General features: G+C 67.2%; 21 protein-coding genes and 1 pseudogene. 9 read left to right on the top strand and 13 right to left on the bottom strand.

Annotation, left to right across the window (positions count from 1 at the left end; genetic code table 11):
* Positions 1 to 223: 223 nt before the first annotated feature.
* Entirely contained in the window at positions 224 to 562 is a 339-nt protein-coding gene (locus D7X12_RS25605) for a hypothetical protein (protein ID WP_147443804.1), read from the bottom strand.
* Positions 563 to 968: 406 nt separating this feature from the next.
* Positions 969 to 2,630: a choice-of-anchor D domain-containing protein gene (locus D7X12_RS25600; protein WP_158620121.1), complete on the bottom strand. Its 1,662-nt coding sequence runs from the start codon at positions 2,628 to 2,630 to the stop codon at positions 969 to 971.
* 175 nt (positions 2,631 to 2,805) lie between these two features.
* Here D7X12_RS25600 and D7X12_RS25595 point away from each other — a divergent pair, with 175 nt between their 5' ends.
* A complete protein-coding gene (locus D7X12_RS25595; protein WP_120627901.1) occupies positions 2,806 to 3,012 on the top strand; it encodes a hypothetical protein in 207 nt (68 codons plus the stop codon).
* 237 nt (positions 3,013 to 3,249) lie between these two features.
* On the opposite strand, the gene D7X12_RS25590 is transcribed toward D7X12_RS25595, so the two are convergent.
* Positions 3,250 to 4,173 carry an alpha/beta fold hydrolase gene (locus D7X12_RS25590; RefSeq protein ID WP_120627900.1) on the bottom strand — a complete coding sequence of 308 codons (924 nt, stop codon included), beginning with the start codon at positions 4,171 to 4,173 and terminating at the stop codon, positions 3,250 to 3,252.
* Positions 4,170 to 4,817, bottom strand: a complete 648-nt coding sequence (locus D7X12_RS25585) for a TetR/AcrR family transcriptional regulator (RefSeq protein ID WP_244224768.1) — start codon at positions 4,815 to 4,817, stop codon at positions 4,170 to 4,172. Before D7X12_RS25585 ends, D7X12_RS25590 begins: the two co-directional genes overlap by 4 nt.
* 234 nt (positions 4,818 to 5,051) lie before the next feature.
* Between D7X12_RS25585 and D7X12_RS25580 the strand changes: the two genes are divergently transcribed.
* Together D7X12_RS25580 and D7X12_RS45300 are read left to right on the top strand one after the other, a co-directional pair.
* Complete coding sequence (locus D7X12_RS25580; protein ID WP_120627898.1) at positions 5,052 to 5,690, top strand: protein phosphatase 2C domain-containing protein; 639 nt, start codon at positions 5,052 to 5,054, stop codon at positions 5,688 to 5,690.
* Positions 5,691 to 5,780: 90 nt separating this feature from the next.
* Positions 5,781 to 5,921 (top strand): annotated as a pseudogene (locus tag D7X12_RS45300) (FtsX-like permease family protein); the annotation flags it as partial.
* A 13-nt stretch (positions 5,922 to 5,934) separates the two neighbouring features.
* On the opposite strand, the gene D7X12_RS25570 reads toward D7X12_RS45300, so the two are convergent.
* A complete protein-coding gene (locus tag D7X12_RS25570) occupies positions 5,935 to 6,348 on the bottom strand; it encodes a DUF6194 family protein (protein WP_120627897.1) in 414 nt (137 codons plus the stop codon).
* Between the two features lie 123 nt (positions 6,349 to 6,471).
* Here D7X12_RS25570 and D7X12_RS25565 point away from each other — a divergent pair, with 123 nt between their 5' ends.
* Complete coding sequence (locus D7X12_RS25565) at positions 6,472 to 6,966, top strand: nuclear transport factor 2 family protein (protein WP_120627896.1); 495 nt, start codon at positions 6,472 to 6,474, stop codon at positions 6,964 to 6,966.
* 9 nt (positions 6,967 to 6,975) lie between these two features.
* Here D7X12_RS25565 and D7X12_RS25560 read toward each other — a convergent pair whose 3' ends face one another.
* The 3 genes from D7X12_RS25560 to lepB form a co-directional block, all read right to left on the bottom strand.
* Complete coding sequence (locus D7X12_RS25560) at positions 6,976 to 7,509, bottom strand: hypothetical protein (RefSeq protein ID WP_120627895.1); 534 nt, start codon at positions 7,507 to 7,509, stop codon at positions 6,976 to 6,978.
* A gap of 127 nt (positions 7,510 to 7,636) precedes the next feature.
* The gene (locus tag D7X12_RS25555; RefSeq protein WP_120627894.1) at positions 7,637 to 7,879 is read right to left on the bottom strand and encodes a VOC family protein; all 243 of its coding nucleotides are present in this window, start codon (positions 7,877 to 7,879) and stop codon (positions 7,637 to 7,639) included.
* A 223-nt stretch (positions 7,880 to 8,102) separates the two neighbouring features.
* Entirely contained in the window at positions 8,103 to 8,579 is a 477-nt protein-coding gene (lepB, locus tag D7X12_RS25550) for a signal peptidase I (protein WP_244224767.1), read from the bottom strand.
* Between the two features lie 195 nt (positions 8,580 to 8,774).
* Here lepB and D7X12_RS25545 point away from each other — a divergent pair, with 195 nt between their 5' ends.
* The 3 genes from D7X12_RS25545 (at position 8,775) to D7X12_RS25535 (ending at position 12,040) form a co-directional block, all read left to right on the top strand.
* A complete protein-coding gene (locus D7X12_RS25545) occupies positions 8,775 to 9,008 on the top strand; it encodes a hypothetical protein (protein ID WP_120627892.1) in 234 nt (77 codons plus the stop codon).
* A 236-nt stretch (positions 9,009 to 9,244) separates the two neighbouring features.
* On the top strand, positions 9,245 to 9,847 hold the full coding sequence (locus tag D7X12_RS25540) for a hypothetical protein (protein WP_120627891.1): 603 nt from the start codon (positions 9,245 to 9,247) through the stop codon (positions 9,845 to 9,847).
* Between the two features lie 492 nt (positions 9,848 to 10,339).
* Positions 10,340 to 12,040: a hypothetical protein gene (locus D7X12_RS25535; protein ID WP_147443803.1), complete on the top strand. Its 1,701-nt coding sequence runs from the start codon at positions 10,340 to 10,342 to the stop codon at positions 12,038 to 12,040.
* A gap of 19 nt (positions 12,041 to 12,059) precedes the next feature.
* Here the strand turns inward: D7X12_RS25535 and D7X12_RS25530 are convergent, their stop codons facing one another.
* Together D7X12_RS25530 and D7X12_RS25525 are read right to left on the bottom strand one after the other, a co-directional pair.
* Complete coding sequence (locus D7X12_RS25530; RefSeq protein WP_120627889.1) at positions 12,060 to 12,635, bottom strand: GAD-like domain-containing protein; 576 nt, start codon at positions 12,633 to 12,635, stop codon at positions 12,060 to 12,062.
* A gap of 65 nt (positions 12,636 to 12,700) precedes the next feature.
* Positions 12,701 to 13,210 (bottom strand): hypothetical protein, encoded by a 510-nt coding sequence (locus tag D7X12_RS25525; protein WP_120627888.1) that lies wholly within the window; start codon positions 13,208 to 13,210, stop codon positions 12,701 to 12,703.
* Positions 13,211 to 13,957: 747 nt separating this feature from the next.
* On the opposite strand from D7X12_RS25525, the gene D7X12_RS25520 reads away from it, so the two are divergent.
* Positions 13,958 to 14,872, top strand: a complete 915-nt coding sequence (locus tag D7X12_RS25520) for a Kelch repeat-containing protein (protein WP_120627887.1) — start codon at positions 13,958 to 13,960, stop codon at positions 14,870 to 14,872.
* A gap of 196 nt (positions 14,873 to 15,068) precedes the next feature.
* Here the strand turns inward: D7X12_RS25520 and D7X12_RS25515 are convergent, their stop codons facing one another.
* The 3 genes from D7X12_RS25515 to D7X12_RS25505 all read right to left on the bottom strand — a co-directional run bounded on the left by D7X12_RS25515 (position 15,069) and on the right by D7X12_RS25505 (position 18,608).
* The gene (locus tag D7X12_RS25515; RefSeq protein ID WP_120627886.1) at positions 15,069 to 16,580 is read right to left on the bottom strand and encodes an ABC transporter substrate-binding protein; all 1,512 of its coding nucleotides are present in this window, start codon (positions 16,578 to 16,580) and stop codon (positions 15,069 to 15,071) included.
* Positions 16,581 to 17,005: 425 nt separating this feature from the next.
* Entirely contained in the window at positions 17,006 to 17,314 is a 309-nt protein-coding gene (locus tag D7X12_RS25510; protein ID WP_147443802.1) for a hypothetical protein, read from the bottom strand.
* A 46-nt stretch (positions 17,315 to 17,360) separates the two neighbouring features.
* Positions 17,361 to 18,608 (bottom strand): MFS transporter, encoded by a 1,248-nt coding sequence (locus D7X12_RS25505; protein ID WP_120627884.1) that lies wholly within the window; start codon positions 18,606 to 18,608, stop codon positions 17,361 to 17,363.
* A 126-nt stretch (positions 18,609 to 18,734) separates the two neighbouring features.
* On the opposite strand from D7X12_RS25505, the gene D7X12_RS25500 reads away from it, so the two are divergent.
* A partial coding sequence (locus D7X12_RS25500) for an RNA-binding S4 domain-containing protein (protein ID WP_439329394.1) occupies positions 18,735 to 18,945 on the top strand: 211 nt, incomplete at its 3' end.

Here is an 18,945-nt window from a genome sequence, read left to right as displayed (position 1 = left end):
CCGCGGGCGGCGGACCCGGAGGGGCGGCCGTGGCCGAGCCCTCCTGGGACGCGGGCGCGGCCGTGGGCGCTGGGGCGGACTTCTTCTCACAGCCCACCAGGGCGAGGGCCAGCGCGGTGAGCAGCAGTCCCGCCAGTCGCAGCCAACTCCAGGGGCCCTTCATCATCCCAAGCGCTCCTTGTCCGTCCTCGCTACTGGCTCCAGAGCATAGGCTGACAAGTCCTCACGGCACCAGGCGAACCCCGTAAAGCCAGCCGTCGCAATTCATTGCCGTCAGGCCGGTATTCTCCACGACGACGAACATCTTGGGCCCGTGCGTGGGGAGCGACGTCAACAGGTGATTGCTCGTCTGAAACGCGTCGACTCGTGCGGGCTGAAACCCGCCGTTGGGTGACGGCCCGAAGAAGATCGTCCGCTTGATTGTGGGATTCACGTTCGTGATCGAGACGTTGACGGAGATGGACTGGGTTCCGCTCACATCGAACTCCTGCGATTGGAAGCGGCCACCGGGACCCACTGACGTTTGAAGCGGAATGATGACTTCACTGATCACCGACGGCATCGAGACCTCCATCTCTTCTGTGAACGAACGATCGCACGAAGCGAGGGATAGGTAGTGCGACGCCGCGTCGCAAGCCGTTCAAGGGGGCCTGCTCACCGTTGCACAGGTTTTGACGGCCAGCCTCCTCCTGCTCTGAGCCAGGGGCCTGTGTGCTAGCTCATTCGTGCGACTGTGCTGGGGCGCCGGGCAACCTGGCGTGGTGCTCTAGTACGAATCCTGGGTGCCGGACTTGCGGTACCCGGTGCAAGTGGAGCCCGTGCCGAAATCCATGACGAGCGAGGACGGTGAGAACAACGGCGATTCGCTGGATCATGAGGGCTGCCTTTGATGTGGGAGGGCCTGGATGGCGCCTGGGGAGAGGACCCCATGACCTTGAGCCGCATGGGCTCGGGAGCGACCGAAGGCGTCACCGCTCCATCGTGAGCGTGCGGGGGTCGTACAGGCGGATGAAGCCCTCCGCCAGGTTCGCGCGGCTGCCGAAGCCACCGCCCACCACCACATGACGACCGAGGTCGGTGTAGGCAAGGCTGCTGACCCAGGCCCCGTTGCCATTCGGCGAGTCGATATAGGTGATGGGACCCGGAGCCAGCTTCGACCTGTCGCCCATATCGGCGAACCAGCCCCGGCCGTAGGTGTCGGTGCCGGGAAGCGTCTCGTGCCCACCGCAGAGCAGTCTGGCGGCGAGGCTTGCGTCGGAGGGCAAGACGTAGGTGTCGACCACGCCCGGCCCCCGGCTCGATGACGTCTGTGCATCCCACAGGACGTTGCCCTCGGCGTCCTTCCACGAGGCCACGAAGCCTCCTGGAGGCGAGGGATTGCTGATGACGGAGACCATTTCACCCGAGAGGGTGAAGGCCACGTCGCCCTGGATGTCCTCCTTCGTCCACAGCGCAACCCCAGCGGGGGTGAGCTTCCTGACGAAGCTCTTCACGAACACCAGGTCCTGTGACGTGACGTCCCGCCGGTACGCAGTGCCACCCACGTAGACGTATCTCCCATCACCCATGACGCCCAGGCCCAAGGGGTAGTTGATCTGCCCTTCATTGATGACGACGCTCCACTTCTCGACGCCCTCGCGAGACAGCACCAGGAGCTTCAGCACCATCGTGGTGTCACGGCTCCCCTGCGCCAGCAGCACGTAGGTGTTACCGAGGACGTCCGCTACGAGCTGCCGTCTCGCGTATCTCGCGCTTGAAGGTTCCGGGGGCCTGTACATCCACCGGACCCGGCCGTCGCTGTCATACTGGGTCACGGTCCCGTCGTAGTGCAGCAGCGAGATGAACCCGTCGTAGGTGACGGCCAGTTCCGCCGTGGAGGTGAACGGCAATGACCAGCGCTCCTTTCCGGTGCTGTCCAACGAGGTCATGCCCAGGGTGTCGTGCACGACGATCTGGCCGTTTCCCAGCGAGGCCACCGTCAGGGGAGGGCTGCTGCGCCGCACCTCCCACTGATAGAGGGGCGACCACGCATCCAGGGCGACGGACTTCGACCCGTCCAGGCGGAGCAGGCAGCCGCCGCGGGGTGCCTCGGCGCAGGCCTTGCTCCACGTCGGGAACCCTTCCGGACCGGCGTACAGGGTCAGCTCTGCCTTGCGCACCGCGTGCCTGCACGGCTGGATACACGTGAAAGAGTCGTCCCCTGCCGCCACACGGGCGCCCGGCGGCACGGAGGTCACGTCCACCCACGCGAAGGCCGTGCCCTGGAGCTCCGTCTGGTTCGCCGAGGACGCCCCTGCCACCCTGAGGCGGGCGGAAGCCATGCCGCCCAGAGGGGGCGCGAACTTCACGCGCACCTCGCACTCCATGCCCGCGGCCAGGTACTTCTCACAGGTGCTGGAGCTGATGACGAAGGAGTCGGAGTCCTCGATGCTCACCGACACCGACTCCACGTCGTGTGGCGAAGCATTGCGCACCGTGAAGAGCTGCTCGGCGGAGGACGTCCCCACCTCCCACTCCCCGAAGTCGAACGACTTCCGGTCGATGATGAGCGCGGAGGGCTCGTCGGAGCACGCACCGAAGAGGAGGGGCGCGCCGAGGAGAAGGACGGGGAACAGAGACTTGCGGAGCATGGGGAGCGGACTTCTAGCCAAAGCCCAGCCATCGTGACAAGTCATGTCCCGCAGCCGGGGTTCGGAACGACCTCGACACAAGGCTTGTCGTTGTAGCTGGAGAATGACGAACCGTTCAGGCCGCAGTCCTTGCCGCGGTGTCGCGGATGGGTATCAGCCCATTCAGGAGGTTGTCATGATTCGCCTTGTAAGAGACGCGGGACAGGCATTGCTCGCCGTCGTCGCGGCGACTGCCTTGTCCTTCAGTGCCACGCAGGCCTTCTCCACGCCAGCACCCCAGGGGCCCCTGCCGTACACCTGTGATGCCTGCATCCAGTCTTGCATCGAAATGAACTTCGAGTGGGGCTTCTGCCCCAGCAAGGACGAATGCTCCTGCTATTGAAAAGTCCACTCGAAGGACCACCAGGGGGGTCCCATGGTGCATAGGGCCGATAGACGCCCTGGGTGCTGTCCCGCGCGTGAGCGGACGGCCAGCAGTCGGGCTGCGGCGGCCCTCGTCCCGGTGCAAGAGGCGGAAGGCTTCCCATTGACGGCGGTGCGCGCGGCGACCGGTTCGCGTCGTTCAGCCTGGGGAGCTTCGGTGCGCACCGGCTGGTGTATTTGATCTGGCGTCAGCGCATCAACTCCAACGACGGCCGTGGCTGGCGCGCAATGGAAGACCGCGGGTCGTCCCCTCCGCGAGCAGGAACCGCGAGAGCCGGTCGGCCAACCACCGGCGGAACGCATCCGTCGTCGGCGGGCAGTGACGGCAGTCCGCGATGAGGTCCTCGTCCTCCAGCGTCGGGAACAGCGCTCGCGCTCGCGCCAGGAGCGCCTTGCCCGGGAAGCTCAGGTCGCCGTCGGCGCCGAGCACCAGCACCGGGGCCTTCAATCCCTTCAGCTCCTCCGGCCTGGCGAGCGACGGTACGCGCATGTCCATGTTGAACGAGCGGACGGCGTCGCCCAGGTACGGCGCCCAGTCGTCGTCGGTCGTCGTGAGCAGGTTGCCGACGAAGTTCTGCAGCCGGCGCTCGGTGGGAGACATCCGGTAGAGCATCATCGGCAGAGCCACCTTGGTGAAGCCCGCCCAGACCGGGCCGTTGACCACGCCTGCGGGAACCAGGAGCGCCAGTCGACGGATCCGCTCGGGAGCGACGGCCGCGAGGCGGATCGCCACGAAGCCTCCCCAGCTCACGCCCACCACGAATGGACGCTCGAGGCCCAGTCCATCCAGCACGTCCACCAGCCACTCGCCGTACTCGTTGTTCGACACCTTCGGCCGGGCGTCCGCGCTCTTCACCGACTGCCCCACGATGTCGACAGCATGGACCCGGAATCGCTCGAGGAGCGGTGCCAGCTCGCGCAAGGCGTGCGCAGAACTCGCGAGCGCGCCGTGTAGGAGCACGAGCGGCGGCGCGGAGACGTCTCCGCCGACGAGCACGTGGCTCGGACCGAACCGCGTGCTCACCATCCGGCCCTCCGTGGCAGGAAGGTGCGAACGGAACCTGTCATACCAGCGAGAGAGCACGGCCTTCGCCTCTTCACCTCGGAATGCGGACGTCATGAACGGCTCCTCTTCTTGGGCGCCGGCTTCGACTGGGAGGGGGGACGCAGACCGGCGAGATGCTGCGCGACCAGGTGCTCCACCATTTGCACCGGAGCGGGGTGCGCGCCCTGGGCCCAGGCGATGAGGGCGAAATAGAAGAACGAGAAGTAGGCGGCGCCGAGCAGCGCGGCATCCACCTCCGCACGCAGCTCCCCCTTCTTCGCGGCGTCCACGGCCCAGGTCGCAATCGCCGCGTGCACCTGCGCGACCTGGGCGCTGAAGCGCTGAGCCCAGGGCGGTTCGGCGAACAGCGACTCCTTGAGCAGGGTGCGCGAGAGCCGTGGACGCTTCTGGTAGTAGCGGAAGACGCTGCGGGTCAGCCCGGACAGCCGTGCGTCGAGCGTCTCGCCTTCCGGTTTGGCCACGGCCTTGCGCAGCGTTCGATCCAGGTCGTCGAAGAGGGCCGCGTGAAGCAGCTCACGCTTGTCGCCGTAGTGGTGGAGAACCGTGCCTGCGGACACGCCGGCACGCTGCGCGATGGAACGGACATTGGCGGCCTCGAAGCCAACCCGCTCGAACTCTTCCCGCGCGGCCTTGAGCACCGCCCTCCCGGTGGCCTCTTTCTGCTTCGCGCGAGGGCCTGCTGGCATTTCGTCGAACATGTTCAATGAACATGTTTAACCAAATGTCGGCCTGAGATCCAGCGACCCAGCTCACGGGTCGTCGAGGTGAAGCAGGGAGGCGGCCTGCGGGGGGGCCCTGAGGGGCCAACGCCCCGGTGGTGGCTCTACAATCCCGGCCCACCCTGCCGTCGAGCCCTTCCCGAGGACCCGCTCACGGAAGGTGGCGGGGATCCGTTCCCGCTGGCATGAGAAGGTCATCCCTGAGTGCGACCCATGAGCGATTTCGAGACGGCGTGGCATGTGGAACCGGCGGGCAAGGCGGGTGCGGACCGCGTGCGGGTCCTGACGCGAGGGGACGCGACGGTGCTCGTGGTGGCGGATGGGGCGGGGAACTCACGACGTGGCGCCGAGGCCGCGGAGGCCGTGCTGCGTGGCGTCCAGGACGCCGTGGACGCCGGGGCCGACGTAGAACGCGAGGAGACCTGGCGCGATGTGCTGGTGCGGTGCGACGCGGAGCGGGTGGCCTCGGGACAGGGGGGGGAAACCACCGCCTTGGTCGCCTGTGTCACCAGGCGGCGCGTGGTGGGGGCCAGCGTGGGGGACTCGGAGCTGTGGCTGTTCCAGGGAGGCGAATCGACCGCGCTGACGGAGCATCAACACCGCAAGCCCCTGCTCGGCAGCGGGCAGGCGCGGCCCGTCACCTTCGAACTCGCGTGGCGAGGCGGTGTTCTCCTCGGCGCGTCAGACGGATTGTTCAAGTACGTCGACCTCCGTCGCATCCAGGAGCATGTGAGCCTCGCCGACGCAAACGCCGCGGTGCTCGCGCTGGCCGCGCTGCCTCGACTTGCGAGCGGCGCGCTCCCGGATGACGTGGGGCTCGTCCTGTGCCGTCCGAGCACTCCACGCCCCTGACTCCGTCCCCCACCCCGGCCGCACCGAAGGACGTCCTGCTGGAAGGTGCGCGGGTGTTCTGCTCCCCCTGGGGGCGGCGGCTGCGGACGGCGCCTCCTGGTCATTGGCGTCGCGTTCGTGGGCGTGCTGAGCGCGCTGATGTCCTTGCAACTGGAGCGGGCGCGCGAGTTCGCGGTGCTGCGCGCGACGGGGCTCACGCCGGGACAGCTGTGGGGCATGGTGTCGCTGCAGAATCGGGGCTCGCTCAGCTCCGGGCGGTCCGCTGCGGCTGGAGGTCGTAGGCCTCGCGGAGATAGGGGCGCAGCATCCGGAACGTCTCGTGGCTGGGATTGAGCACGCTCAGCCAGAACATGCGCGCGTACGTCGGATGCGGTAGGAGCACGTCCAGGGCCGTGAAGTCCACGTCCGGGTCGGGCTCCGGGAACAGCTTCTGGAAGCTGTCCTTCCCCACGCACAGGTTCAGCCGGAACACGTCGTCGCGGTCCAGCTCCGAGCGGCGGTCGTGTTCGGTGTCCCGGGTGACGATGGTCGCGAAGGGGGACTTCCGCTCGTCCCCTGCGAAGAAGAAGAGATCCGGTGTGGTGACATCCATGTGCACGTCCTTGAACGCGTCCCGGATGTACTCCGCCAAGGCTTCCAGGCTGATGGCTCCCGTCATGACGTCCTCCCCGAAGTCGTACCGGTGGGATCTACCACGCGCGGAAACGTCTGGGGCATGATCCCATCGATGAAGGGGGGCCGCGTCTTGCGGGAGTGACGGGAGGGTGGAAGGGTGCGGGCCATGACAGACATGGACACGCGGCGGATGTCGGATTGGATTGCCATCCAGGACCTGGTGGCGGAGTACGGGCAATCGCTCGACTCCTGCCGGGACTCAGGGGACTGGAGCGGCTGGGCGAACATCTTCGCGCCGGAAGTGACGGCGGACCTCACGCGCGTGATGGGCGGCGAGCCCCTCACGCTGCCGCGCGAGCATCTGGCGGAGTTCGCCCGGGGTTCACTGCTACCGTTCCAGCGGACGCAGCACGCCACGGCGACGACGGTGCGCATCCGTTTCGAGGGTGAGACGCAGGCGACGGCGCTGGCGTACTCGGAGGTGTCCCACTACTTCACGCTGGGCGGTGTCACCCAGGAGTGGACCCTCGTCGCGCGCAACACCTTCGGGGTGGTGAAGACGGAGGAGGGGTGGAAGATCGCCCGGTACATGCTGGACCCCATCCATCACCGCGGCAACGCCCTGGGGTTGGAGTTGTTGAAGGGCAAGCGGCTGGAGTGAAGGCCTGCCTCACGTCGGGGAAGGATGGAGGGCCCCTTGCAGCAGCGCCTTCAGCCTCGGGTAGCGGTGCTCGACCTGCAACGCCTGGCACCACAGCTGGAAGTACTCCGTCAGCCTGGCGCGATGGGGGTGGGTCTGCTCGTGGTGCAGCTCGAAGTCCTTGCGATTCTGGACCTTGTCGCCCACCAGCATGGCGTTGACCTCCACCAGGGGCGACAGCCGGATGCCTCCCGGGGGCAGCGTGCAACGGGAGAGATAGGCATTGGCCACGGAGCGGTACTCCATGGCGAGCCCCAGCACGAAGGCGCCGTCGGAAACCGACCCCATGGCCTGGGCGACCCGTGCGTAGTGGTCCCGCAGGTCCTGGTCGCCCTGGACGAGGGGATGCAGGCAGAACGCCCGCATGGCCTGCGGCGATGCCTGGGTGTGAAGCATGACGGCCAGTCCTTCATGGATGTGATTCATGAAGGGGACCTGGCTGCGCCTGGCGCGTTGCTGGCCGTAGAAGTCCTGGATGAGCCCGTGCTCGGTGCTCTGAAGCACACCTGAGTCCTCGAGGGCGGCCCAGGTCGAGGGATGCAGGTCGGGATGGGGTCGGATTGTCATACGGGCAGGAGACGTCAGGAACCGCAGCATAGGGCCGATAGACGCCCTGGGCGCAGTCCCGGGCCTACGACTGACGGGCCCCCGCCTTGGCGCCTGGGGTGCTGTTGACCATCATGAGCAGCGCGCTTCCCACGCGCAGCTCCGCATGCATGACGCGGCTCTTCATCGCGGCCGGACAGCTTCCGTCCACGTCGCCGAAGCGCTGCAGGGTCTCGGTTCGGGCGCCCAGGACGCGCTGGTAGAGCGCGATGGCCCGCTCGACCCGGCCGTTGAGGTGGAAGTAGGGGATGGCTGACTGAATCGACATGGGGCAGGTCCTTTTCGGTGGGATTCCGTGACGCGACGAACGGCGGCCCGCCGGATCGACATGCCGGAACGAAATCCTCCCCCCGTCAAATCCCATGACAGACGAGGACGCGCAGGCCCGGCTGCAACTGGAACTCGAGGGGCCGGGCTGGAACTGACATCCCTCTCATCGCGCCGCTCGACACCCTCATCTGCCCCGAGCCGGCTACGTACGCGGGTGTCACTCACAGCGCCCCCACCCGCGCCGGTGGCCAGAAGCGCAGCCAGGCCCGGCCGGTGACGGAGCGCATGGGCAGGGCACCCCAGACATGCGAGTCGCTGCTGCCGTTCCGGTTGTCACCGAGGACGAAGAGCATGTCCTCGGGCACGCGCGCAGGCCCCCACTCGTAGGTTGGCGCCTTCGCAACGTAGGGCTCCTGGAGGGGCCTGCCATCCACGAACACCTGTCCGCCGTGCACGCGCACCTCCTGTCCCGGCAGGGCCATCACCCGCTTGATGGACGCGTGCCCCCGGCTGTCGCCGGAGCGTATGAGCTCGGGAGGCGGCTCGAAGACGACGACGTCCCCGGCCCGGGGTGGATGGAGGCGGTAGGACAGCTTGTCCACCACCAGCCGGTCTCCCACGGCCAGCGTCGGCTCCATCGAGCCGGAGACGATGTGGTGCGGCTGTACGACGAAGCCGCGCAGGAGCAACGCCAACAAGAGCAGTGCACCCGCCCAGCCGAGCCTTCCCCACGGAAGCTTCCTCCTTCCTCGCGTGTGGGAGGGGGAGGGCTGGCCATGCGTTCTCATGTGTCCGGATGTACTCACTTGGGTGATTCGTGAAAGTCCATACACTCGCCCATGGGACGGACCTTGGACCGCCCCTGGTCGAATGACCACGACGAGGGAGGCTGGATGAAGAAGACCTTGAAGATGGGGCTCATCGGATTCGTGCTGGGAGCTGCTGTGGCGGTGGGGAGCGCGACGCTGGGCAGCGAGGAGACGGTGGCCGCTCCCTGCTGCTCGTTGTGTGATGACTGGGCTGAGAACTGCTCGGTCTACAGCAACTGTAATGGCGACCCGGTGTGCGAGGCGGAATGCGAACAGGATGAGCAGCTCTGCTGGGAGCGGTGCAATCCCCGCTGCTGAGCCCCAGGGGCCCGAGGAACGCCTGAAATGACGATGGGCTGGGGACAGCGAGGTCTCCAGCCCGTTTTCATTCGCGGTACAGGGACTCCCTGGCCACCCCGAACGGAGAGGATGGGCTGCTTCACTCTGAGTGCCTTCTTCTTGAGTTCAGCGAAATCAGATGATTTCACATTCACGGCACAAGGCCTGGAGCGCCAGTCTCTGGATGGCGTGGGCACCGCCGCGGGGGAGCACACATGAACCCGAGCAGCGCCCCATCCCAGTCCTCCCAGGACAAGGCTCCTGCCGCCCGGCACGAGGTGAGCGGAACCTCGGTCCTCAACTTCCTGAAGTACTTCGACAAGACGGGCGTGCGCGCCACCATGCGCCAGCGGGTGAGCCCCGCGACGGCCGTCTACTTCGACAGGCTCATCCTGCGCACGTCGTGGGTGCATCGCTCGGTGCTGGACGACATCTACGCGGCGGTGGCGATGGACGGCGGCGAGGACGCCGTCCGCCGGTTCAGCCTGGAGGTGACCCGGGACGGCTATGGGCCCGTGGTCCGCCAGTTCATCGAGACGCTGCTGGGTCTGGTGGGCGCCTCCCCGTCCACCATCTTCAGTCGCTTCGGCGCCATCGGTGGCATGTACGAGCATGGCACCGAGTACAGCTACACCGCGCTCTCTGACCGCTCCGGGGAGCTGGTGGTGCGACTCGTGGAGCCCGCCCCGCGCCTCGTCTTCGTCGCGTGGGAGGGCGTGTTCCAGTTCGCCTTCGAGCTCACCCGGGAGCAGGGCACCGTCGCGCCGGTGCAGGTCTCCGAGAACGGCCGGGTGGGCAGCTACCCGTTGAAGTGGTGAGCGCGTCGCCCTCGTGCTCAGGTGACGCTGCCCCTCACCCGCTGGGTCGTGGCAGCACTGCGGTGCACGGGGCCGCAGGGTGCCACGTGCGTGGAGACGAAGGAGGACCCGCTGGAGGTCCGCGGCCGTCGCTCCCACGCGCCGTGAGCCGGGGACCCACCGTATGGGTCTGATGGGTTTTCCTCAATGATTCCGCTTCTTTGACAGGGTTCCGACAGGCATGCGAGCGTCATTCCCATGCCTGTTCGCCTTCAAGACCAAGCCAGCACCGTCCCCCTGGATGCGGATTCCCTGATCGAGTGGCTGCGGACGGCTTCGCCGGAAGTTCCCAAGCACGTCAGCGGTCAGCGGCTCAGCGACTTCCTGAAGAGGAGGGACAAGACCTACGAGACCTCTCAGCAGGACGCATTCCTGGCGGACTTCAGCCGGTTCTCCCAGACCTGCAGAAGCCTTGAGGACGCCATCGAAAACCTGAAAGCGTACGGGGTCCGGGTGTCCGAAATCAAGGTCGACAAGAAGCTGGCGTACGACGTCCTGAAGGTGAGGCAGGGCCGCGACCTCGACAATGAGGTGCTGGATTTCATGCTCAAGACCCTTGAGCACATGAAGGCAAGCGAGCTGCTGTACGCCGAGGAAGGCATTGCCTCCCTGTGTGAGCAGATGGATTGGCACCACACGGGGCCGGTGGACAAGGGCGAGGTGTCAAAAGAGGTCCGCAAGGCGAGCAAGGCCAATACGGCCCCGGACAAGGGGTCGTCGACCCAGCTCAAGGACGTGGCCAAGCTTGCGTATTACGAGCCCATCCGAAACAGGTTGATGAACCATGGCTTCATCGTCAGTCCCCGCGGTACGGCCCTGGGGGCCGTGTTCCCGGAGAAGGACTGGGTCGACAGCACCGGCGTCCGCTTCTTCGACACGACCGCGAAGCAGGCCACGGACGCATTGATGAAGAAGTACGAGCTGATGGGGGACAGCCCTTCGGCGCTGACCCGCCTGTTGATGCCCAAGAAGAAGCGGATGGAGGGGGAGGACCCCCTGGCCTCCGCGGTGGGCTGCATCTGCGTCTCGTGGACCCGGCATGACCGCAATGGCAGGACCTTCTACATCCCCGTCCTGGGGCTGTCGGGGGTCACCGAAGAAAAGCCGAACCTGGCATTCTTCGAGAAGACCTGCCGGCACCTGGGGCTGCCCACGAGCCTTGCCCTCGAGCCCTACACCAAGAGGTTCGAGTTCAAGGCAGGTGCGGAGGTCGGTCTGGCCTCCAAGGCAGTGCAGGAAAAGAATACGGAGATGAACAGGTTCGCGAGGGACTCCCAGGAGTACCTCGCGCTCAAGCAGGAGAAGGCGCTTCTCGACAAGCACAAGAAGGAGCTGGTGGACGCCGATATCGTCAGAAGGGTGCAGGAACAGACCCAGTTCGACATCGAGAAGGTGCTCGTCACGAACCATGACACCATGCTCCAGCGGACGAACGTCTGCGCCATCCAATACCGCGCTCGCCAGCTGCTTCGTTTGCGGCAGCCCGCGCGGCAGGCGCTCATGAGCTATGTGTCCTTCCGGGAGAGCAAGGACAGCAAGCACCTGGAGGCCGCTGTCCTCCAGCCTCGCACCACGCCGGGCGTCGACCTCTGGATCTGCTACTGGCATTCGTTCAACTGTGCCGAACCCGCGGCGTTGAGCTGCGCGTCGTCCTACTTTGGTGACGGCTGCGATGTCGAAGTCTGTTTCCCCTATGAGGGGTTGAGTGATGCGGGCCCGTTCAGCAACCGCCCCAAGGAAACCTGTCCCTGGTGCGCGACCGTCGAGCTGGGCTTCCGCAGCGTCAGCAAGAACCCCGGAGGCGTGGACAAGAGCCTTGAGAGCGGCACCTGGCTGACGGAGCTGACCCTCAACACCCAGAGCGAGCCCAGGAAGAAGCTGTCGCCCCGAAGCGGGTTTGATGCCTTTGATGACAACAACGTCATCATGCAGTCGACGAACAGCACGCTCGGGGGCGGTCAGGGAGGGGGCCTGGCGCGCAACAAGGACCTGGATGAAGAGGCCTATGGCGCCGTGGTCAAGACCAAGATCGGTCGCGTCCGTTCCATGTATTACATGTTGGGATTGATGGACCCCAAGATCGTGGCGCTGGACCGCCCGCTGTTCCCGTGGCACACGCCCGCGCGCTTCAAGTTCAACGGATTCCAGGACTGAGCCCGGGCCTGTTGATGGTTCAATCCTTTGATTGGAGTTGGGCAAGAAAGTTCAGATACACGCGCAGCTTGGCCTTCTCCAGATTGTCGGCCGTGATGTCGCCACCCATTGCCGGGGCCGGCACCAGCGCATACACCTCGTCTTCCGCCGGCGCACCCAGCCGCTTCAACCCCTTCTTGAACATGTTCAAGAAAAATATAGCGTCGAGAAATCTCTTCTGGCCGAAATGCAGCGCCAGGACATGTTCGAGACGGTCGGGCAGGGAATCGCTCCGCATGGTGACAGCGGACAGGTGATACAGCTTTCCTTTGTGCGAGACGATCAGATCGCCGAAAGCCGTTCGGAAAATGACGTCGATGAATTCAGTCTGGAAGTTGTTGGGGAAGTCCGCGGCAACCTCGCGCAGTTCGTCCGGATTGACCGTCCACAGAAATCCATCCGAAAACTCCTGGAACCCGGACGCTTCCCACGTATTGACCAGCACGTCAGGGAGCCGCCCCCGGTACTTCGCAATCAGCTCCGGAGGACATGCCTTGTAGGTCCGCTGCCGTTTATGCGCCTTCGAGAAGTCCGTGGAGTCCGCAAGTGTTGTCATATTCTTTCCGGTAGGAGGGTTGCGCTGTTCAGAAGCAGCCCTGGGTCAGGGCCCGGCCCGGTCCGTCATGGAAGAACCGGTTCTTCGTGCTGGAGGTGCTGCTGAAGGTGGGCTCGCTCACCGAGTAGCATCTGGCGTCCGTGGCGACCGGCTTGGAGCTGGAGCTCCGTCTGCACGGGCACGTCCTGGTCCTCGGGTCCCGGTACGTCGGGCAGCGGCCTCGTTCCCTCGGGCATCCTCTCTTCCGGGGACGGTGGCCGCTCGGGGACGTCGCGCGGGGCGGGCACCCAGTCGATGACCTGCCCCGAGTCCGTCCTCGTGGTGGCCACGATGTTCAGCCGGGCCAGACGCGCGCGGAGGTACGCGCGGATGCGCTCGCGGCGCAGCTCCAGTTCCTCCTCGGTGAGCGGGGCCGAGGCGCGCACCGTCGAGTCACCTGAAGGCGCGACCCCGGCGGCCTCGGAGGCGGGCGCCTCCTGCGAGCCGCAGCCGGACAACAACAGGGGAAGCAGGGTGACGCCCCACAGGGGGAGGACTTCCGGAGCATGGCTCTTCCTTGGATGGAGGGGGAACATAGGGCCAATCGACGCCCTGGGTGCAGTCTCGCGTGTGAGCGGATGGACACGAGCGCCCCTTGGAGAGGTCCGTCCCGAGGCCGCGGGGCCGCTGGGGCCGCGTGGGCCCAGACGGGCTGCACGGCCCCTCTACACCCGCCCGCCGCCCTCAATTCATGGGCTGCACTGCCTGTGCGTTAGATTGGGGCCATGTCCCTGGCACCTCGTCCCCCTGCTCCCGCGCGCCGCCGTGTCATCCTCCTCGGTCTCGCGGCCATGCTCGGATTGCTCACGGTGGCGCTGCTGGGGCACGCCTTCATCCGCTGGCAGGAGGCGGACCTGGCCTCCTCGTCGGAGCCTCCTTCGCCGAGGGAGCTCCATGACGCGCGACGCGCTCGCGTCGAACTGGCCGCGGCGCGGACCGAGGGGCCCCGCGCCTCTTCCTTCCGGGCCTGTCCGAACAAGGTGACGGGGGACTGTGACCACGGCGAAGCGTGTGACTACACGAAATACGATCTTCCATCGTGTCTGAGTGGAGACTGTTCTCCGCCCAAGCAGACTGGCGATCTTCGCTGCCACCGCATCTGCGGAGACGGTCTCTGCGCGGAAGGTGAGACTTGTGTGGAGCGCCGTCTCTTTGTCAGTGATTATCGTGTCCCAAAGGTTCCCCTGTGTCTGTGCTCCGGGAGCTCCTGTCCGACGAGGGGCCCTGAGGCGAAGCCCTGGCCCGCGGAGGGCGGCCTCGCGCTCTGGCGGGCGGAGCAGTCCATGCCTGTCGACCTCTACTACCATGCCTCCGCGGCCTCACGGGACCGTGTCTTTGTTTCGGGAGGGCTGAGCTTCACGCCGGGTTCGACTTCTTCGCTCGACCGACGGGCGACTGTTTTTTCCGCACCCATCCAGACGGATGGCGTGCTGGGCGCATGGACGGAGAGTGCGCAGTTGCCCGACCCGCTCGTCCATCACGCGATGGTCGTGGCGGATCAGCGGCTGTTCGTCGCGGGAGGCGAGCTCCGGGGCGGTTTCTCCCAGGTGGTGAGTTCCGCGCCCCTGCGGGAAGATGGAACACTGGGCCCCTGGCAGACAGAGGCCCCTCTGCCCCAGCCTCGCGGGTGGCATGCGCTGGTGGCGGCTGGCGCGGAATTGTGGGTGGTCGGAGGCTCGCTCGACAGGAGCTACTTCACGACGGGCACGCCCCAGCTCTGGCGCGCGAAGCGCTCCGCATCACGCATCGAAGGGTGGGAGTCCATCGAGGCCCCCTCCGCGCTTCGCTTCGACCAGACGCCAGCGGTGGCGATGGGCCGTCTGTATGTGACGGGGGCCGAGGGCAAGCTGCACTCCATGGCACTCGACGCCGAGCATGTCTGGCGGACGGAGCCCTCCACGCCTTCGTGGCCGGGGCGGTCGGGCGGCGGCGATGCACGCCTGGACGTGGTGCGGTTGCTGGCGATGGAGGATCGGCTGGTTCTTCTCATGTCACAGGGGCGAGTCCTCACCGCGCCGCTCCAGGCAGAGGGCCACGTGGGCCCGTGGACCCAGGCTTCCCGGATGTATGGCCCCGGCAGTGGTTTCACCGCCAGCCAGGGTGAAGACGGCCGCATCTATGTGTTTGGAGGCACGAGCGCCAATCCCGAGGAGCTCCGGAACGCGCGGGTCTGGTCCAGCCAGCGTTTGACGCCGTGAGCCGGTGACGGGCGCTGTCAGTGCTTGAGCATGGGACCGATAGACGCCGTGGGCGAGCTCGGACCCGCCGCTCTCACGGGTGGCTGGAGCGGCGGGCCGGAATGGCGAAAGTCGGGTCAGCGCCTTGCTGAAGCGATGCGGCTCGTGAGGAAGGAAGGAAGGGAGCGGGCTCCCTTCCTTCCCAGGACTTCAGCGTCTACGGGCTGAACATGCCGGTGAGCACGCTGGCGCGGCCTCGAGGCAGCGAGCGCTTGAACGGGCTCGTCGCGAGGTCCGAGCCGGGCTGGTACCAGCTCTGGATCTCCGCGAAGTACGTCTGGCCCGCCTGCAGCACGCCCGGGGGCAGGTACACGCTCTGGAGCTCCGTGTGCAGCGCCGCCACGCGCGTCGCGGTGGTGGAGCCGTTGCTCGTGCCCAGCCGGTAGATGTTCACCACGTAGTTCGTGGCCGTGCCGACCAGCGGCTTCGACCAGCGCAGCGAGGCGTCGGCCCCCACGCCCGTGAGGTCCTGGAACGCGCCGCGCGTGTTCACCAGGGGCGCCTGCACCGGCCCGACGAGGGGCTGCACGGGCCCGGCGGTGAACGCGCTCGCCTCCTGATCCACGCGGATGTCCACGCCCATGGTGTAGGGCGTCGCGGTTCCCAGCGCGTAGCTCTTCGTGAAGCCCGCGGCGGCGAGCGCCACCTTCTGCCACGTCGCCGGGAGCGGGTTGTTGTAGGTCATGCTCCCCGTGACGAGGTCGGTCCGCTGCGTGTCAGGATTGAGCTTCACGAGCAGTGGCTGCCCGCTGATGGACGCGATCGCCGAGCCCAGCGCGGCCGGCCGGGCGGACATCCAGATCTCGTTGTACGTGCTGATCGCGCCCGGGTTCACCTGGGTGCGCAGGGCCTCGAAGGCCGAGCGTCTCCAGTCCACCGCGAAGGTGCCTGTCGCGACGGGCTGGCTGAAGGTGCCGCTGACGGTGACGGGCTGGCCCTCCACCTGCGTCACGCTCGTGTTGAGCACCTTGTGCATCGCGCGGTAGGGCACTCCATTCGCGCTCGTCTGCAATCGCATCTGCGCCAGCGAGAACACATCCCCGCGGCTGCTGTCGAGCAGCACCGGGTTGAGCATGTGGGCGTAATCGAAGCTCAGCCCGGAGAGCGACGTGGCGCCCGCCAGGGGGAACCCCGTGACGCTGCCATGGATGTAGCCGAACGCGCCCGGGTTCAACGAATACATCTCCAGGTAGTCCCCCGGCTGCCAGGGAGACAGGCCGGTGGCGGACACCGTCACGGGGGTCGGTAGCGAGACGAAGGCGCCATCGCGGCCCCACTCCGTGGAGCCCAGGTCGAACGCGCGGCCGGTGCTCACCAGGTAGCGCGAGCCCAACTTCAGGTAGATGCGGCCGGAAGGGACGTTCGGCACGGAGATGCTGCCGTCCGCGGAGCCCGTGCCCGGATAGGCCGTGAACGCCCCGGTGGTTGAGTCCCGCATGTAGGCCACCACCGACGTGGCGGACTGATTGTATGGCTTCGTCTCGTTGCCCGACGTGGCGACGAAGGTGACCGGGCTGGTGCCGGTGACCTGGGTGATCAGGTTTTGGGTGACCTGGGAGGTCGCGTCCGCCGAGACAGAGGAGTCCAACGCCTCGGCCCCGTCGAGCCCCCCGCAGCCTACCCCTGTCATGCCGACCAGAAGCCCGAGGGAGATCAATGATTTATGCATGGTGAAGGCGACCCTTTCGACGACGCCTTGATTGGCGCCGCGCAGGGAGATTCATACCGTGTCGGTCTGACATTTCCGGGAGCGCTTCGATTCCAATTTTCACTTGGGGCCGTGAAGGAAAAACGCGCTTGTCGGCAGGTGAGCCCGGCAGCGCATGGGATCGATAGACGCCCTGGGGGCGGTCCCGCGCGTGAGCGGACGGCGGAGCGCATGCGCTACACGCTCTTTCTCTACCGCACGGCCGGGCCGGCACGCTTCCACCGGGCGCTGCGCAAGCGCATCGAGGAGCCGCCCCGTCCCGTGCAACAGCTTGTCGCCCAGCCCCCCGCCGCGCTCAGCGGCGCTTCGTCCCCAGCCGCGGCAGCTCCCTCAACCGGGCTGCCGCCTCAAGCTGATCCTGCACCCCTCCCAGCCCTGAAGCTGTCTCAGGGGCTGGGGCGGCAGTAGCCCCGGGGATAGGCGTAGCAATAGGTGCCGGTGGGGCAGGGCGGCAGCGCCGGCCCACAAGGCTCCGGGTTGTCGAACTCGCAGGTGCCCCGGATGCCGTCCGTGCTGCAGTGGTAGCCCTCGGGGCACGGGGGCAGCTTCGAACCACACGTCAACGACTGCTCCGTGTCGGTGAGGGACGGCTCCTCCGACACGTCCAGGGCTTCGGTACCGCCACAGCCCGCCAGCATGACGCCCGCAGCCAGCAACAACCCCTTCAAAAACCCCGTGATGAATCCTGCTCGCATGGGTGCTCCAGGGAGATGGTTTTCCTGAATTGACTGCACACCCAGCCTAGCCTGCTTTCACATCCTCCAGCGTGGCGAGCCCGCGGGGGCGCAGGGCGCGCGTCACGACGACGATGCCGAAGAAGAGGAGGGCGGCGCCCGCGGTGATGGGCCGCACGCCCAGGCGGTCGGACAGCATGCCCTGGCCCCACACGCCCAGCACGTAGCCCATGTTCACCAGCAGCAGGAACAGGCTGCTCACGCGCGCTTGCAGCTCCGGAGGCGTGCGCGCCTGGCACACCGTCTTCAGGCCGGTGAAGGCGACGAGGTACACCGCGCCCAGGACGAACAGCGCGCCCAGGGCCACGGGCAGCGTGGGGGACAGCCAGAAGATGGCGGAGCACAGGCCCACGAGCACCATGGAGCCCTCCAGCAGGGCCCGCCGTCCCACGCGCGCGACGATGGCCCCCGTGCCGAACGCCGCGAGCACCGCCCCCGTGCCCTGCGCGGTGAGCAGCATCGAGGTGGTGGTGGCGTCTCCCCCCAAGACCTTGAGCGCGAACACCGGCACCAGCCCCACGAAGGGGGAGATGAGCAGGCCCACGAAGCCCGCCGTCCCCAGCGCGAGCGCGATGCCGGGGTCCGTCCACGCGAGCTTCACGCCCCGCACGATGCCGGCCCACAGCGCCTCCACCTTCGGAGGCGTGGTGCGCACCGCGCCGTGCATCCGGGCCAGGGCCAGGAGCACGGCGAGGAAGGAGAGGGTGTTGATGAAGAGGGCCCCGGCGATGCCCAGCTTCGTCAGCACGAGCGCGGCGATCACGGGCCCGATGATGCGGCCCAGGTTGAACTGCGCCGAGTCCAGGCTGAGCGCGTTGTGCAGGTCTTCCTGCGGGACGACGGCGACGGTGAGCGCGGTGGCGCAGGGGATGGCCAGCGTGCTGAAGGCGCCGTTGAGCAGGGAGAGGGCCGCCACCCACGGCACGGTCAGGTTGCCCGTCGCGGCCAGCACCGTGAGCAGCGCGGCGATCAGCACCTGGACGCAGATGCACACGGCCATGAAGCTGCGGCGGTCGAAGCGGTCCGCGAGCGCGCCGCCCAGCGGGGCGAGCACCAGCGAGGGCAGGTGCGTCAGCGCGGCGACGCCCCCCGTCCACCCCGCCTTGCCCGTCACCTCCGTGACGTAGACCCCCAGGGCCACGCTCTCCATCCACGTGCCGATGTTGGACACGAGCATGCCCACCCAGAGGTAGGCGAAGTCCCGGTGCGACAGGGCCCGGAACGAGGAGAGGCGCGAGAGCTGGAAGGTGGCCAAGGCGGGGCCGGTTCTACTGCGCTCCCCTGACGCGTGCTCGGTGGGCGCGTGCCTACACGGCGGCGAAGGAGGCAGGGAGGCGGCAGGGGCGTTGACTCCCTGCCTGCCATGAGGGACGGGAGGAGCATGGCGCGGCACAAGGTCCTCGTGGTCCCCCAGGCGGTCGCGGGCGAGCGGCTCGACCGGTTCCTCTCGAAGCACGTCCCCGGCCTCACGCCGGAGCGCGCCCGCGCGCTGCTGGACGCCGGGCGCGTGCGCATCCGGGGCAAGAAGGCGCAGGCCACGCGCAAGCTCTGGGGGGGCGAGGAGCTGGAGCTGGAGACGCCCGAGCCCCGCC

This window comes from Corallococcus sicarius (assembly GCF_003611735.1).
Classification (GTDB): domain Bacteria; phylum Myxococcota; class Myxococcia; order Myxococcales; family Myxococcaceae; genus Corallococcus; species Corallococcus sicarius.
This window is presented reverse-complemented; position numbering and strand designations above follow the sequence as displayed.

Bases quoted from the DNA above. Each gene is read 5' to 3' on its own strand.
- D7X12_RS25605 (WP_147443804.1), bottom strand. From the start codon at position 562: ATGCCGTCGGTGATCAGTGAAGTCATCATTCCGCTTCAAACGTCAGTG.
- D7X12_RS25600 (WP_158620121.1), bottom strand. From the start codon at position 2,630: ATGCTCCGCAAGTCTCTGTTCCCCGTCCTTCTCCTCGGCGCGCCCCTC.
- D7X12_RS25595 (WP_120627901.1), top strand. From the start codon at position 2,806: ATGATTCGCCTTGTAAGAGACGCGGGACAGGCATTGCTCGCCGTCGTC.
- D7X12_RS25590 (WP_120627900.1), bottom strand. From the start codon at position 4,173: ATGACGTCCGCATTCCGAGGTGAAGAGGCGAAGGCCGTGCTCTCTCGC.
- D7X12_RS25585 (WP_244224768.1), bottom strand. From the start codon at position 4,817: ATGTTCGACGAAATGCCAGCAGGCCCTCGCGCGAAGCAGAAAGAGGCC.
- D7X12_RS25580 (WP_120627898.1), top strand. From the start codon at position 5,052: ATGAGCGATTTCGAGACGGCGTGGCATGTGGAACCGGCGGGCAAGGCG.
- D7X12_RS25570 (WP_120627897.1), bottom strand. From the start codon at position 6,348: ATGACGGGAGCCATCAGCCTGGAAGCCTTGGCGGAGTACATCCGGGAC.
- D7X12_RS25565 (WP_120627896.1), top strand. From the start codon at position 6,472: ATGACAGACATGGACACGCGGCGGATGTCGGATTGGATTGCCATCCAG.
- D7X12_RS25555 (WP_120627894.1), bottom strand. From the start codon at position 7,879: ATGTCGATTCAGTCAGCCATCCCCTACTTCCACCTCAACGGCCGGGTC.
- D7X12_RS25545 (WP_120627892.1), top strand. From the start codon at position 8,775: ATGAAGAAGACCTTGAAGATGGGGCTCATCGGATTCGTGCTGGGAGCT.
- D7X12_RS25540 (WP_120627891.1), top strand. From the start codon at position 9,245: ATGAACCCGAGCAGCGCCCCATCCCAGTCCTCCCAGGACAAGGCTCCT.
- D7X12_RS25530 (WP_120627889.1), bottom strand. From the start codon at position 12,635: ATGACAACACTTGCGGACTCCACGGACTTCTCGAAGGCGCATAAACGG.
- D7X12_RS25525 (WP_120627888.1), bottom strand. From the start codon at position 13,210: ATGTTCCCCCTCCATCCAAGGAAGAGCCATGCTCCGGAAGTCCTCCCC.
- D7X12_RS25520 (WP_120627887.1), top strand. From the start codon at position 13,958: ATGCCTGTCGACCTCTACTACCATGCCTCCGCGGCCTCACGGGACCGT.
- D7X12_RS25515 (WP_120627886.1), bottom strand. From the start codon at position 16,580: ATGCATAAATCATTGATCTCCCTCGGGCTTCTGGTCGGCATGACAGGG.
- D7X12_RS25510 (WP_147443802.1), bottom strand. From the start codon at position 17,314: ATGCGAGCAGGATTCATCACGGGGTTTTTGAAGGGGTTGTTGCTGGCT.